The sequence below is a fragment of the Thalassovita autumnalis genome, assembly GCF_001458255.1.
Lineage (GTDB): Bacteria > Pseudomonadota > Alphaproteobacteria > Rhodobacterales > Rhodobacteraceae > Thalassobius > Thalassobius autumnalis.
Genome location: NZ_CYSB01000047.1, coordinates 35,159 through 49,262, shown reverse-complemented (window position 1 = coordinate 49,262; position 14,104 = coordinate 35,159). Strand labels below are relative to the sequence as shown.

Annotated in this window: 13 protein-coding genes; 1 reads left to right on the top strand and 12 read right to left on the bottom strand. The window is 61.2% G+C overall.

What is annotated here, in order from left to right; all coding sequences use genetic code 11:
- Positions 1-219 precede the first annotated feature (219 nt).
- The 12 genes from TL5118_RS20325 to TL5118_RS20270 form a co-directional block, all read right to left on the bottom strand.
- Entirely contained in the window at positions 220-1,806 is a 1,587-nt protein-coding gene (locus tag TL5118_RS20325) for an ABC transporter substrate-binding protein (RefSeq protein ID WP_058244388.1), read from the bottom strand.
- A gap of 245 nt (positions 1,807-2,051) precedes the next feature.
- Positions 2,052-2,588 carry a helix-turn-helix domain-containing protein gene (locus tag TL5118_RS20320; RefSeq protein WP_242601832.1) on the bottom strand — a complete coding sequence of 179 codons (537 nt, stop codon included), beginning with the start codon at positions 2,586-2,588 and terminating at the stop codon, positions 2,052-2,054.
- 198 nt (positions 2,589-2,786) lie between these two features.
- Complete coding sequence (locus tag TL5118_RS20315) at positions 2,787-3,872, bottom strand: trans-3-hydroxy-L-proline dehydratase (RefSeq protein WP_058244390.1); 1,086 nt, start codon at positions 3,870-3,872, stop codon at positions 2,787-2,789.
- Positions 3,873-3,887: 15 nt separating this feature from the next.
- Complete coding sequence (gene lhpI / locus TL5118_RS20310; protein ID WP_058244428.1) at positions 3,888-5,564, bottom strand: cis-3-hydroxy-L-proline dehydratase; 1,677 nt, start codon at positions 5,562-5,564, stop codon at positions 3,888-3,890.
- Positions 5,565-5,585: 21 nt separating this feature from the next.
- Entirely contained in the window at positions 5,586-6,587 is a 1,002-nt protein-coding gene (locus TL5118_RS20305) for a 4-hydroxyproline epimerase (RefSeq protein ID WP_058244391.1), read from the bottom strand.
- Between the two features lie 10 nt (positions 6,588-6,597).
- A complete protein-coding gene (locus TL5118_RS20300; RefSeq protein ID WP_058244392.1) occupies positions 6,598-7,845 on the bottom strand; it encodes an NAD(P)/FAD-dependent oxidoreductase in 1,248 nt (415 codons plus the stop codon).
- 3 nt (positions 7,846-7,848) lie between these two features.
- On the bottom strand, positions 7,849-9,279 hold the full coding sequence (locus tag TL5118_RS20295) for an aldehyde dehydrogenase family protein (protein WP_058244429.1): 1,431 nt from the start codon (positions 9,277-9,279) through the stop codon (positions 7,849-7,851).
- 12 nt (positions 9,280-9,291) lie between these two features.
- Complete coding sequence (locus TL5118_RS20290) at positions 9,292-10,251, bottom strand: dihydrodipicolinate synthase family protein (protein WP_058244393.1); 960 nt, start codon at positions 10,249-10,251, stop codon at positions 9,292-9,294.
- Between the two features lie 42 nt (positions 10,252-10,293).
- Positions 10,294-11,016 carry an amino acid ABC transporter ATP-binding protein gene (locus TL5118_RS20285; RefSeq protein WP_058244394.1) on the bottom strand — a complete coding sequence of 241 codons (723 nt, stop codon included), beginning with the start codon at positions 11,014-11,016 and terminating at the stop codon, positions 10,294-10,296.
- Positions 11,013-11,675 carry an amino acid ABC transporter permease gene (locus tag TL5118_RS20280; protein WP_058244395.1) on the bottom strand — a complete coding sequence of 221 codons (663 nt, stop codon included), beginning with the start codon at positions 11,673-11,675 and terminating at the stop codon, positions 11,013-11,015. The genes TL5118_RS20285 and TL5118_RS20280 overlap by 4 nt, the downstream gene beginning before the upstream one ends.
- 11 nt (positions 11,676-11,686) lie before the next feature.
- Positions 11,687-12,349, bottom strand: coding sequence for an amino acid ABC transporter permease (locus tag TL5118_RS20275; RefSeq protein WP_058244396.1), 663 nt, complete (start codon positions 12,347-12,349; stop codon positions 11,687-11,689).
- A gap of 81 nt (positions 12,350-12,430) precedes the next feature.
- Positions 12,431-13,231 (bottom strand): transporter substrate-binding domain-containing protein, encoded by an 801-nt coding sequence (locus tag TL5118_RS20270; protein ID WP_058244397.1) that lies wholly within the window; start codon positions 13,229-13,231, stop codon positions 12,431-12,433.
- A 170-nt stretch (positions 13,232-13,401) separates the two neighbouring features.
- On the opposite strand from TL5118_RS20270, the gene TL5118_RS20265 reads away from it, so the two are divergent.
- Positions 13,402-14,061 carry a GntR family transcriptional regulator gene (locus TL5118_RS20265; RefSeq protein ID WP_058244398.1) on the top strand — a complete coding sequence of 220 codons (660 nt, stop codon included), beginning with the start codon at positions 13,402-13,404 and terminating at the stop codon, positions 14,059-14,061.
- The last annotated feature ends 43 nt before the right edge of the window (positions 14,062-14,104 follow it).

Below are 14,104 nucleotides of genomic sequence, written 5' to 3'. Positions count from 1 at the left end.
CGCAAAATCTCAGGTGTTTGAGGTGCGCCGGACATAGTGGATCTATGTTCAAGCGCCTCACGCCACTGAGATGCAGCGATTTTGTCGTCTGCGATTTGGCGGTTTTTCGAACTGAGCTGCGTCACATCCCTTTGAAATAGGTGTCTATTCCTGCAGGCACGCTCCTAGTCAGTTCGAAAATCTGCCAAACCGGTGCTAGAACATCAGTGTGTTCTGAGCCTAACGGCTGACCGAAGCCCCCTCGAAGATGTTGTTGCCCAGCGGGGTCTGTACGTAGCCTTCAACCTTGGTCGACACGGCAACCGCAAACGGCGTCTCATACATGAACAGCAGCGGCGCAGCCTCGGCATAGATGTCCTGCATCTTGGCGTATTGCTCAGCGCGTTTGGCCGGATCAATCTCGACCGAAGAGGCTTCGAACAAGGTGTTGAACTCGGGGTTGTTCCAACCGGTGCCTACAGCCTTGCGGGTCGGGTGGTAGCCCAGCCAACCGGCAACCTGGCTTGGGTCGTTTACATCGTTCACCCAGCCATAGGTGTGGATGTCAAACTCACCCGAACGGTTCTTGGCGCCACGGGTTGCACCATCGACCTGCTCGACCTTCACGTTCAGACCCAGCGGCGCCCACATCTGCTGAAGCGCAGCAAAGATGGTGGCGTCATCAGCCGAACCCGCCAGCGTGGTCAGGGTGATCTCCGTCCCGGCGGGCACACCTGCCTCAGCGATCAGCGCTTTGGCCTTGTCCAGATCGTAGGAATAAAGCGGGGCTTCACCGGTTGCCAGCGGGGTTGCCGCCGCCATCAAGGGCGAGGTCATCGGCTTGCCCGCGCCCTGCAATACCAGACCGATCAGCGCATCCTTGTTGGTGGCGTAGTTGATCGCCTGACGCACCTTGGCATCCGCCAGCGGGTTGGCAGAGCCATCAGCGCGGGTGTCACGGGTGTTGATCGGCGAATAGATGATCCGGGTCGACGGGTAGAGGTTCATATTGACCGCCGGGTCCGCATCCAGCTCAGCCACACGGCTGAACGGAATGAACTCGGCCAGATCCACTTCGCCGGCCTGCAGCTTCAGGATACGGGTCGCATCATCGGGGATGATTTCGAAATGCACCTTCTCCAGATAAGGCAGTGCTTTGCCGTCTGCGCCCATTTTCCAGTAGTGCTCATTGGCGCAGAAATCCATCGTCGCACCCTGCTCAAACCCACAGAGGTAGAACGGGCCAGAGCCCACACCGGCCGAGGTCGCCGCAAAGATCGCTGCCGATTTTTCCTGATCGGTGGCCCCCGCCGCTGCGTCAAACGCCGCCTTGGACACAATCGCCGTGTTGAAGGTCGACAGCATCGACAGGATCGTCGGATCGGGGGTCTTCAGGCCCAGAGTAATCGTGTTGCCCTCTGCGGCCACCGTTTCGATTGACCCCAGCAGACCGGCCCAGGGGCTCAGGTCACCATTGCGCGCGCGGTCCAGTGAAAAGACAACATCGTCGCCGGTCAGCGCCGAGCCATCAGAAAACTTCAGACCGTCCTGCAGCGTCAGCGTGACGGTTTTGCCGTCTGCCGACACGCTGTGGCTTTCGGCCAGACCGGCGACAACCGAGTTGCCATCGGCCGACGGGCGCAGCAGCGTGTCAAACAGGCTGCCCACCATCCAGATATCGGGGTTGCGATCGGCATAGATCGGGTCAATCAGACGTGAGCCGTCATAACGCGCAAAGTTCAAAGTGCCGCCGCGTTCCTGCGCCATCGCAGGGCTGCAAAGAGCCGTAGCAGCGGCCAAAGCCGCCACCATGATCGAACGTTTCATGGTTGGAATCCTCCCTAGTGATCCAGTTTTTCAATCCCGTCCTCGGCGGAATTGTAGCTTCACTAAAATTTATTTTAGTAAGCTTCGCCAGATCGAATCAAGTATTTTGTATCCAATCTACAATCTTAATAAGGCACTGTTTTTCAACAAATTTTTCAATGCTTGCGCAAGCATTCACCGGTTTGAATGGCTCAAACCGGGGGAAAACCAACAAATTCAGGTGAAGGACCGCCCAAAATGGCGAATCAACTGGGCCCCATGGGCGTGGTACTGACCCACATCTCGGTGGTTTCCTGATCGCCCAACACGCGCGAAAAATGCGGCTTGTTGGTGTCGTGATGCAGGCTGTCGCCGGGGTTCATCACAAAAACGGTGCCGTCCAGATGATACTCGATCTGGCCCACCATCAGGTGAAAGAACACCTCGCCCGGATGGCACATCTTCTCGGACTCGTGGCCGGGCGGGCGATGGATGATCGTCGGATACATCAACGCGCCGGAAAAGCCCGGTCCCAGTTTTTCATAAAACCGCCCATTGGTGCCAAGCGCATAGCTTTGCCGCGCATCCGCAGGTGTATACTCCCGCAGGGTGTCCGGCACGCTCAGCAATTGTTCCACCGTGGTCGACAGCGCCGCCGCAATCGCCATCAGCGAACTCAGCGAAGGCGAAGAAATCCCGCGTTCCACCTGGCTAATGAAACCGGTGGTCAGATCCGTTTCCCCCGCCACCTGCACCAGCGTCTTGCCCAGGGCCTTGCGGCGCTGCCGAATGGACGCGCCCAATTGTGTGGGCTCTCCTTTCGGGGGCCGCTTCACAGAGGAATGTTTTCCAGTGGTCTGCGTGATGGGGGTCTGGCTTGCACTCATGAGAAGATTTCCGGGCCAAAACGAAACATTATTGCCCGGCAAGCCATACGCAGGACGCCGGGGCAAGTCCACCCTTGGAAATGGAATTGCCCCGCGCTGTGGCCGTTCGCCTGCTCAATCGCCTGAATTTTCGCCCTCAGCACCCGTAGCGGCAATCGCGCCGGATGTACCCCCAGAGGCACCCCAGGTGTCTTTCAAACGGTAGCCTTCGGGCCAGGGATCGCTGGGATCCAGCATGTGCTGATGAATGCCCGTCACCCAACCCCGGCCGCTGATCTGCGGCACGATAGCGGGTTTGCCACCAACCTCAGTGGCCTCAACAATGCGGCCATGAAATTCGGAATCGATGATCGATTTCGCGGTGAATGTCTGCCCCTTGGCCATCTGCCCGCGCGCCGCCAGCACCGCCATCCGCGCCGACACCGCCGTGCCGGTGGGCGACCGGTCCACCTTGCCCGGCTGGATCGCCACCGCCGAACGTGCGGCAAACCCGCCCTCAACCTCTTCGACAGGACCGGCAAACAGGCAGAAGGAAATGTGATCCCAATCCGCATTCTCAGGATGGCTGAACCCCAGCTGCGCATTGGCGGCATTGGTGATCTGCACCCCCAGACGGGCGATATCTGCCGCCTCATCTTCGCGGATCTCAATCCCCAATGCAGCGGCATCCACGATCACAAAACTGTCGCCGCCATAGGCGGTGTCCACCTTGATGGTGCCCAGCCCCGGCACCTCCAGATCCACGCCCAGCTGATCGGCAAAGCTTGGCAGGTTCTGCACCGTGATCCGCTCGGCCTTGCCATTGCGGCAATCGGCCCGCACTTTGACCAGCCCGCCGGGCGCTTCCAGCGTCATTTCGGTCACCGGCTCGACCATCGGGATCAACCCGCCATCCAGCAGCACGGTGGACACACAGATCGAGTTTGATCCCGACATCGGCGGCGTGTCCTCCGGCTCCATGATGATAAAGGCGGCATCGGCATCGGGATGTTTTGGCGGCACCAGCAGGTTCACATGGCGAAACACCCCACCGCGCGGCTCATTCAGCACAAAATTGCGCAGGGTCTCATCCTGCGCGATCCAGCTGCGTTGTTCCCACAGGGTCTCCCCGGGCGGCGGCATCACGCCACCGACAATCACATCGCCCACCTCGCCCTCTGCATGGCAGGAAATCACATGGATGGTTTTGCTTGAGCGCATCTTGCGTCCCTTTCGTTATCCAAGCCAGTCCGGCAGCCCCTCAGGCGCCACACCGCTCACCGCTGTTTCTGCGCAGGCCTGTAGCCCGCCAAAACGCACCGCCCGGCCACAAAGCCCCGGCGCATAATGGGCATATTTGCCCGAATTGGTCATCAAAACCTTGGCCTCAGGCGGGAACACCGGTTCCGAGATCGAACACCAGCAGATATCCGGCACCACCTTCACGCCCGCCGCTTCCAACGCGGCCAATGTCCCATCCGCCTTGGCCGCCGCCAAAGTCGCGCGGCCCAAAGTGACAAGCGTTGTTGTCGCAGGATCGCACTGCCGCCCGTCCAATGCCGCCACCAGCCGGTGACATTCGGTGAGTGAGAAATGCGGGCTGCCAAGCGCCACCAGATCCACTTTGCCGCCACCGGCATTGAACTGCGCCCAAACCCGGGCAAAGTCGGCAGCATCCAGCGTCACCACTTCAGCACCTTCCAAGGGCAACAAGTCCGCCTCAGGCGTCACGCCCGCAACATGCAGCATCGGCGCAGCCGACGTGGTGCCAAAGGCGGCGCACAGCCCCTTAAGGTCATCTTCATTCGGCTGCAAATGATCAACGCCACGGATCAGCGGGATGCAATCCGGCGCTGCCTGCCCAACCAGCCAGCCCAGCATCGGCCAGACCCCATCATCGGGCTGACCGGGCACTGTCACCTCAATCACCCGCGCCGGACGGCGGTTGCCTCGCAGATAGACGCCAGACAGCGGCGCCCGCCCCGTCAGCGCAATGAACAGATCTAGGAAATCGGGATGTTTCACCGTCCGCGCCCCGAGGACCGAGTTCGCATAGATCACCGCATTGGATTCCGCCCAGGCGACATCTTCGCCCTCACTCGGACGCTCCTCCAGCAGATAGGGTGCACAGGTGAAACTGGGTTTTGCCCCCATCGTCACATAGGCATCGGCCAAGCGGCTGGCGGGATCGCCAAACAGCTGCGGCACGCCTTGGGATTGCCAGTTCTCACGGTCCACCGAAATGGCGTTCATCGTTGTGGGGATCACCACCTGCCCGCCCATCTCGGCCATCGCCTCGGCAAAGCGCAGATTGGCGGGGCTGGCGTAGATGCAGCCATCGATATGCACGCGGCTAACATCGGTCAGACGTTCTGCCCCCTGCCCCACCGCCATGGTGCAGGTGACCTCCATCGCCAATTGCGCCGCCTTACCTTTGGCCCCGTTCAGGATAGCGCGATCCGTCTCGGACAGCGCCAGCCCCTCAGCGCTTGCTTCCGCCAGCTCCAGGCGCAAGGCCCCGGCCTCTAACACACGATCCTCAATCCGCGCCGTGGCCTCCCCGGCCAGCGCCGTGTAGTCCGCTGCCGCCAGCCGCACAACCGCGAGAGGCCGATCAAACATCCGCCCCGCAATCAGCGCGCCCAGCGTCAGGATGTCCTCGGCCTCACGAAACACCAAAGCCGCCGGCGCATGGCCGTTCAGCGCCAGTTCCAGCAACACGCCGCTGCCCGTGCAGGAGCCGCGGCTGGTCGGCATCATCACAATCCGCCCCGCCAGGGACGCCCCGTGCTGCGGGTGATTGGCGTCAATGATCTGCCCGGTGGCGGGATCCACCCCACCCCAGAAACTCAGACCCTCGTCCAGCAGCAGAACCGCGCCTGCCGCTTCGGCCTTCACCGCCAATACACCCATCATCGCCTCCCCAGAACCTTCTCAGGTCACCACAAACCCATGTGCATAGGGATCACGGTCGTCGATAAAGATCGTGTTGAAACCGGTGACCCGCGCCCAGCCCCCAATGCTTGGGATGATGGCATCGAAATCACCCACTTTGGCGGTGCCTTCGACGCGGCCTTCGAACAGGCTGCCAATGATCGATTCGTGCACAAAACTGTCGCCCACCTTCAGGTCCCCCCGCGCCGCCCAATGCGCCATGCGCGAGGAGGTGCCGGTGCCACAGGGCGATCGATCAATTGCCTTATCGCCATAGAACACTGCATTGCGCGCCGTAGCGCCCTCGACAGTGGGGGCCCCAGTCCACAGAATGTGGCTTAACCCAGTGATCTCGGGCTTTTCGGGATGCACAAAATCGTATTTCTCATTCAGCGCCGCGCGCAGCTTGGGCGACCTGCCCACCAGATCCAGCGCGCGGTGGTCTGCCATATCGCGAAACGCAGCTTGTGGTTCCACAATCGCATAGAAGTTGCCGCCATAGGCCACATCCACCGTAACCGCGCCAAGCCCGTCGACCTCAGCCGTCAGCCCGGTTTTGTAAAGGAACGACGGCACATTGGTCAGCCGCACCTCTTCGACAAAACGACCCTCCTGACGGTATTCGGCAATCACCAGCCCCGCAGGCGTATCCAGCCGCAGAACGCCGGGCGTTTTCGGCGTCACCAGCCCGTGTTCGATCGCCGTGGTGACGGTGCCGATGGTACCGTGACCACACATCGGCAGACAGCCCGAGGTCTCGATATACAGAACCCCAACGTCGCAATCCTCCCGCGTCGGCGGATAGAGGATTGAGCCCGACATCTGGTCATGGCCGCGTGGTTCAAACATCAACCCGGTGCGGATCCAGTCATATTCCGCCAGAAAATGCGCCCGACGCTCCAGCATCGTGTTGCCTTCCAACATCGGGGCACCGCCCGAAACCACCCGCACAGGGTTACCGCAGGTGTGCCCGTCAATGCATTGGAACGTGTGTTGGCTCATGTCTTACCCTTTAGAAAAACGTCTTGAATCGATCCGCCCGATAGGGCGTCAGGTCCAGGTTGGCAGGTTTGCGATCCACCAGATCCGCCACCAGCTGCGCCGTGCCTGCCGATTGTGTCAGCCCCAGATGGCCATGCCCGAAGGCATAGGTCACATGGCGCGCGTTGGGTGCCGGTCCAATCACCGGCAGGCTGTCCGGGCAGGAGGGCCGGTAGCCCATCCATTGCGTGCCGCCCGTGGTCTGCAGACCGGGCAGGAAGGTCGCCGCCTTTTCCAGCAAAATCTCGGATCGGCGGTAGTTTGGCGCGCGTTTCAGCCCCGCCAGCTCCACCGCGCCACCCACCCGCAGGCCGGTGCCGATCTTGGTCACCACAAAACCGTGGTTGGGGAAGGTCACATGGGTTTTCAGATCAAAGGCGCCTGCCGGCAGCGTGGTGTTATACCCCCGCTCGGTTTCCAGCGGGATCTTATCGCCCAGCATCCGCGCCAGATGATGCGACCAGGCGCCAGCACAGATCACCAAATGATCGCAGGTCCGCCGGCTGCCATCGGCGCAAAGAACCAAGGTGCCGCCATCGCTGAGCCCGGTGACCTCAGCCACCTCAATCACGCCGCCCTGCGCCACAAAACGCGCGGCCAGTCCTTCAACCCAGACCTTCGGATCCCACAGGTTGATCCACCCCGGCGTATAGCCCGCATGAGTGAACCGCGCGTCCAGCCCCGGTTGGATCTCGGCAATAGCACCAGCGCTGTCCAGCAGCTGATAGTCAACGCCGTGACTGCCCCGCAGTGCCCAACCGGGCAGCGCGGCGCGAAACTGCGCCTCACCTTCATAAAGCTGCAGCTGCCCCTCATGGCGCAGCTGATCCTGCATCCCCTGTCCGCGTGCCAGATCCAGAAAGGCCTGTCTCGACAGATGCATCAGCGCGGCCTGCGCGCTGACACCAGTGGTGTAGCGATCCCGCCAGGACGCCCGCCAGAACCGTAGCATCCAGGGCGCGATCTGTGGCGCATAGCCCATCGGCAAGGACAGCGGGCCCAATGGGTCCAGCAGCCACTTCGGGGCCTTTTTCAGGATACCCGGCGTCGCCAGCGGTTCGATATCGGCAAAGGCCAGCGCGCCCGCATTGCCCGCCGAGGCTTCAGCGGCCACCCCGCTGCGATCCAGCACGGTGACCTGATGGCCCCGTGACTGCAACGCCAGCGCGGTGGAGATCCCCACCACACCTGCCCCGATGACAATAACTGACGCGCCCATGCCTTATGCCCCCGTGTAGGCGGTTTTCACAGTGGTGTAGAACTCCACCGCGTTGCGCCCCTGTTCGCGTGAGCCAAAGGACGACCCTTTGGTGCCACCAAAGGGCACGTGATAATCCACGCCCGCCGTTGGCAGGTTCACCATGACCATCCCCGCCGCCGCATTGGCTTTGAAGTGGGTGGCATGTTTCAGCGACTGGGTGCAGATGCCGGAGGACAGGCCAAATTCGGTGTCATTCGCCACCGCCAGCGCCTCATCATAGTCTTTCACCCGCACCACTGACGCAACGGGGCCAAAGACCTCTTCGCGGTTGATGCGCATGTCGTTGGTGGTTTCCGTGACCAGCGCCGGCGCCATGTAGAAGCCCTGCTGCGCTAGCTCCAGACGTTCGCCGCCAATGACCTTGCCGCCTTCGGAGGCTGCGATCTCGACGTAGTCCAGATCCTGCGCCAGCTGCGATTCATCCACAACCGGACCCATCTGAATGCCTGCTTCCAGCGCGTTGCCCACCTTCAGCGCAGTCATCCGCTCGGTCAGCTTGGCCACAAAGGCGTCATGAATGCCTTCGGTCACGATCAGACGCGACGATGCCGTGCAGCGCTGCCCGGTGGAGAAAAACGCCCCATTGAGCGAGGCATCAACCGCCACATCCAGATCCGCGTCGTCCAGAACCACCATCGGGTTCTTGCCGCCCATCTCCAGCTGCACCTTCTTCAGACGCGCACCACAGTCAGCGGCAATCCCGCGCCCGGTCGGCACCGATCCGGTAAAGGAAATCGCGTTAACCCGTGGATCGGCAATCAGCTTCGGCCCGATCAGCGACCCACGACCCAGCACCAGGTTGAACACACCCTTCGGCAGGCCAGAACGTGAAATGATCTCAGCCAGCGCATGGGCACAGCCCGGCACCAGATCGGCCGGTTTCAGCACCACCGCATTGCCAAAGGCCAGCGCCGGCGCAATCTTCCACGCAGGGATCGCAATGGGGAAGTTCCACGGCGTGATCATCCCCACAACGCCCACCGGCGAGCGGGTCACTTCAACGCCAACCCCGGGCCGGACCGAAGCAAGGATATCCCCGGTCTGGCGCAGGCACTCACCGGCAAAGAACTTGAAGATCTGACCGGCACGGGCCGCTTCACCAATGCCTTCGGGCAGGGTTTTGCCCTCTTCACGGCTCAGCAGAGTGCCCAGCTCTTCCTTGCGGGCCAAAATCTCGGTCCCGATGAAATCCAAGACGTCAAACCGCTGCTGCGGTGTTGAGGCAGCCCAACCCGGGGCCGCCGCATCTGCCGCAGAAATCGCCTGTTCCAGCTCACCCTCACCGGCCTGGGCCGCATGGCCCAGAATGTCGGTGATATCCGAAGGGTTCACATTGGCGCGGCCTTCACCGCAGGCGACCCATTCGCCGCCAATAAGGTTCCGATAATCCATCATCGCCCCCGCTTATGCTGCCAGCGCCTGCACGTCGGCCTGCGCTGCCCAATCGGCATACCAGTCCTTGAACAGCTTGTACTGATCTTCCACGTAACGCTGCTGGCTTGCGGTCAGCGCGTCATCTTCGTTGAAGTGCAGCGCGTAAGCCTCATCCCCGTTCAGAACCATCAGATGTTTGTAATAGAGCACCAGATCCGGCCCCTCGTCAAAGGACGAAAGAACCCCCAGCGCCGCGTCCAGCTCCTGCGCCTTGGCGCGGGCCGCGGCATTGCCAGCCGCTGCCTGCTGCGACAGGGCCACCAGATGCAGAACCTCTTTCGGCAGCGCGTTGCCAATACCGGTGATCGCACCACCGGCGCCGCAGTTGACGAAACCGTGGAACACAGTAGTGTCGACACCAATCATCAAGGTCACATCGTCCGAACCTGAGGTGATGTTTTCCGCTGCATAGCGCAGGTCATCCTTGCCGCCGAATTCCTTGAAACCGATCAGGTTCGGGTGTTCCGCACGCAGTGCGTTGAACAGATCGGCGCGGGTCGCGAAACCATAATAGGGGCTGTTGTAGATCACCGCCGGCAGATCCGGCGCAGCGGCCAGAATGGCCTTGAAGTGGTTCTTCTGCGCGGTGGCCGAAGGCCCACGCGACAGAACCCGCGGGATCACCATCAGACCATGGGCGCCAACCTCTTGCGCATGGGCGGCATGGGCCACGGCTGAGGCAGTGTTGATCGCACCGGTGCCCACGATGGTCGGCACACCGGCCTCCACCAGACGGCGCACACCTTCCATCCGCTCGGCATCGGTTAGCAGCGGCCAGTCGCCCATCGAGCCACAGTAAACAACGGCCGACATGCCTGCCGCGATCAGCTCTTTGCCGGTTTTCACCAGCGCGTCAAAATCCGGTTTCCGGTCGGCGGTGCAGGGGGTCATCAGGGCGGGAATGGTCCCGGTGAAAATGTTGGAGGTCATCAGTTTTGTCCTTCTGAGAAGTCTATAAAGGTCAGGCGGCGCTTAACGCGCATTCGCCAGGAATTTCTGGGTGTGTTCAGATTGCGGATCGCCAAAGATCTGCGACGGCGGGCCGATCTCTTCCATCACGCCCTGATGGAAAAACGCCACGCGGTCCGACACATCGCGGGCAAAGCCCATTTCATGTGTCACGCAGATCATGGTCATGCCCTCTTCGGCCAGCATGCGCATGGTCTCCAGCACCTCGCCCACCAGTTCGGGGTCAAGGGCTGAAGTCGCCTCGTCAAAGAGCATATATTCCGGCTCCATCGCCAAAGCGCGGGCAATCGCTAGACGCTGCTGCTGGCCACCCGACAGGGCGGATGGGTAGACGTTCAGCTTGTCCCCCAGCCCCACGTGTTTCAGCTGCGCGGCGGCAATCTCACGCGCCTCGGCCTTGGATTTGCCTTTGACGATCTTCGGGGCCAAAGCCACGTTTTCCAAAGCCGTCAGATGCGGGAAGCTGTTCCACTGCTGGAACACCATGCCCAGACGCTGGCGCAGCTTGTTGAGGTCAGTGCCTTTGGCGTGCACATCGACGCCATCCACAACAACCCGGCCCTGCTGCACCGGCTCCAACCCGTTGATGGTATAGAGCAGCGTGGATTTGCCGGAGCCCGAGGCGCCAATCACACTCAGCACCTCCCCTTTTTCGACATCCAGATCGATGCCCTTCAGCACGTGCAACGCGCCGAAATATTTGTGGAGATCACGAATTTCGATCATTGTGCCCACCTTTGTTCAAGTTTCGCGGCATAGCGCGAGATCGGATAAGACAGGGCGAAGTAGAACGCCCCTGCGATGGTCAGGATCAGGAAAGGTTCCTGTGTCCGGGTGATCAGGATCTGGCTGGCCTTCAGCAGCTCGACGTAACCCAGCACCGACACCAGCGCGCTGTCCTTCATCACGCCAAGCGCCACACCCACCCAGGCCGGAAACACCGCGCGCAGGCCAATCGGCAGCACCACATGGCGCATGTCCTGCCAGTAGCTCATGCCCAGACTGCGCGCCGCACGGCGCATCGGCGGCTCCACCGCCTCGATGCCACCGCGGGCCACATTGGCCACCAGCGCAGCGGTGTAGATCGTCAGGATCACCACACCACTGGCAAAGGGATCCAGGTTCAGCCCAACGATGGGGGCGAAGTTGTAAAACAACACCAGCTGAATGATCAGCGGCACAGAGCGGAACACATCCAGCACCGGCGCCAGGGTCAGCGTGGCCACCCATTTGCCTTCGTAAAGCATCCAGCCAAACACCGCGCCCAGCAATGACCCCATGGTGATCGACAGCGCCGAAATCCACATGGTGCGCAGCGCCGCTTCACCCAGAAACAGCAGATCGCGCGGCGCAAAGCCTGAGAAGAAAGAAACGGTATCACTCATGTCATCTCTCCTCAGTACCGGAACAGCCGGGTCGCCAAGAGGCGCGAGGCCCCCAGGATGACCTTGACGATCACGTAGTAAATCACGGCTGTGACGGCGAAATATTCAAAGATACGGAAGGTGCGCGAGGCAAAGAACTGGGTCTCACCCGACAGTTCACGGAAGCCCACCAACATCCCCAGCGAAGACATCAGCACCGCCCAGACCATCTGGTTGGTCATCGGGTGGTAGACGACGCGCAGCACTTGCGGGATCACGATGCGCACATAGGCCTGAACTGCGCTCATCCCAAGGCTACGCGCCGCGCGGATCTGGGTGTCAGGGATCGCCTGAAACCCGCCGCGAAAGTTCTCAGCCAGATAGCCCGCACAGTTAAAGCTCAGACCCGCCAGCACAATCGAATAGGGCATCAGATGCAGCCCAAAGGCGCCAAGGCCAAAGCCAAAGAAGAACAGCTGGAACAGCGCTGGCGTATTGCGCGCCAGTTCCACCCAGGCGGTGGCGAACCAGTAAAGCGGCCCGCGCAGGTGCAGGCGGATCAGCGCCAGCCCCAGCCCGATCACGATGCCAAACAGCATCGCCAGCGCGGCCACCTGCAAGGTCAGGAAACCTGCCTCGATCAGGTCGGGCAGGCTTTTCATCACCGGCCGCCAATGGAAGTTATAGTCAAACATATCTTGATCCCATCTGGACCGAAGGACGCCCCCTGCCCCGCTGTTCAGGCAGGGCAGGGAACGGGTTCAGATCTGGTCAGATCAGTACATCACGCCGGGGATGCGCAGCTCAGGCGCTTCGCCACCAACGTATTTGCCCCACAGCTCGCCATAACGGCCCGAGCGCACCTGATGGGTCACAAACAGGTTCAGATAGTTCAGCCAGGTCACGTCCTGACGTTTGCCCACAACCGAGGTGTAATCGGTGGTCCAGGGCATCCGCGGACCTGCCAGCACGGTGTCATACTGATCGGTGATCGGCTTCACGGCGGTGTTGGTGGTGATGCCAATGTCGGCCTTGCCCTGCGCCACGGCCAGGAAGACTTCGTTTTCGGACTGATAGCCCTGATAGAGGTGCTCTTCACCCCATTCGGCGGCGATCTTCAGCCACTCCTGCTCCGGCACGGTGCCGATCGCAGCCGCCACACGCTTGCCGCGCATGTCTTCAAAGGTCTCGATGCCCGACTCGGCGTTCACAACACCCTGCGCGTAGTAGATGGCATAGGGAATGGTGAAACCCACGGTCCGCGCCCGCGCCAGGCTGTCCGAGGTGGCGCCAAACACAACGTCGGCACGACCGGTGACGATCACCGGCAGACGCTCGGCCCAGGTCACCGGCAGAACTTCGGCTTCAACTTCCAGCGCCGCCGCCAGATCGTTGCAGTATTCCACGTCAAAACCGGCAGGTTCGTTGTTGGCATCGCGATAGCCGATCGGCGGGAAATCCAGCACCACGCCACAGCGCAACGTGCCACGATCCACAACATCATCCAGCGTATCCGCCATAGCAGGCAGCGCGCCCGCAACCAGTACCGCACCTACAGCGGCCAATTTCTTCAGCATGGTCTTCCTCCTGTTGAGCCGACTCACTCCCCTGCGAGCCGTTGGCGAGAGTCCTACTGGATATTGGATCCAATATTCAATATAAAAAATTCAACTGCGGAAAATCCGGTAAAAGCCCGGTTCTATTTTTCCTTGTTGTCCATTAGGTTGCGTCAGAACGGAGGTGAGCCTTGAAACTGAAATCTGTCGATATTTCCCGCACCGCATCTGCGGCTACCATCGTCTTTGAAGCGCTGCGCAAAGCGATCATTGAGGGCGAACTGCAGGATGGCGAACCGCTGCGTCAGGATGAAATCGCGCGGATGTTCAACACCTCGCGGATCCCGGTCCGCGAAGCGATTTCGCGGCTCGAAGAACAAGGCCTGGTGAAATCCCAGCGCTACAAAGGCGCCGTTGTCGCCGGCCTGTCCCTGGAAGAGGCCTCCGAGGTGTTTGATTTCCGCGCCCTGGTCGAATGCGAAGTCATTCGCCGCGCGGTGCCGCAGATGTCGCCAACCCTGCTGGCCGAGGCCCGCGCCTATTGCGAAGACTTTGCCGCCTCCCCAAACCCGATGGACTGGGGCGATCTGAACCGCAAATTCCACGGCGCGCTCTACTCTGCCTGCGCCCTGCCCTACCACATCTCGGTGGTGGACAATGCCATGGACCGGATTGACCGCTACCTGCGCGCCCAGCTGGTGCTGTCAGACGGCATGGAACGCGCCAACATCGAACACCTGGCCATTCTGGAAGCCTGCGAAAAAGGCGACGCCGAGCGCGCCGCCGCCCTGACCCTGGCCCATATCGAAGGCGCCAAAGCCTCCCTCGCAGAACATATGAAAAGCCGCTGAAACAGGCTCTAACCCGCCCGTTGGAGCCACAACAGCCCCCTTT

Excerpts from the sequence above, each read along its gene's own strand:
- TL5118_RS20270 (WP_058244397.1), bottom strand. The coding sequence starts at position 13,231 with ATGCTGAAGAAATTGGCCGCTGTAGGTGCGGTACTGGTTGCGGGCGCG.
- TL5118_RS20315 (WP_058244390.1), bottom strand. The coding sequence starts at position 3,872 with ATGCGCTCAAGCAAAACCATCCATGTGATTTCCTGCCATGCAGAGGGC.
- TL5118_RS20325 (WP_058244388.1), bottom strand. The coding sequence starts at position 1,806 with ATGAAACGTTCGATCATGGTGGCGGCTTTGGCCGCTGCTACGGCTCTT.
- TL5118_RS20295 (WP_058244429.1), bottom strand. The coding sequence starts at position 9,279 with ATGGATTATCGGAACCTTATTGGCGGCGAATGGGTCGCCTGCGGTGAA.
- TL5118_RS20305 (WP_058244391.1), bottom strand. The coding sequence starts at position 6,587 with ATGAGCCAACACACGTTCCAATGCATTGACGGGCACACCTGCGGTAAC.
- TL5118_RS20300 (WP_058244392.1), bottom strand. The coding sequence starts at position 7,845 with ATGGGCGCGTCAGTTATTGTCATCGGGGCAGGTGTGGTGGGGATCTCC.
- TL5118_RS20290 (WP_058244393.1), bottom strand. The coding sequence starts at position 10,251 with ATGACCTCCAACATTTTCACCGGGACCATTCCCGCCCTGATGACCCCC.
- TL5118_RS20285 (WP_058244394.1), bottom strand. The coding sequence starts at position 11,016 with ATGATCGAAATTCGTGATCTCCACAAATATTTCGGCGCGTTGCACGTG.
- TL5118_RS20275 (WP_058244396.1), bottom strand. The coding sequence starts at position 12,349 with ATGTTTGACTATAACTTCCATTGGCGGCCGGTGATGAAAAGCCTGCCC.
- lhpI (WP_058244428.1), bottom strand. The coding sequence starts at position 5,564 with ATGGGTGTATTGGCGGTGAAGGCCGAAGCGGCAGGCGCGGTTCTGCTG.
- TL5118_RS20280 (WP_058244395.1), bottom strand. The coding sequence starts at position 11,675 with ATGAGTGATACCGTTTCTTTCTTCTCAGGCTTTGCGCCGCGCGATCTG.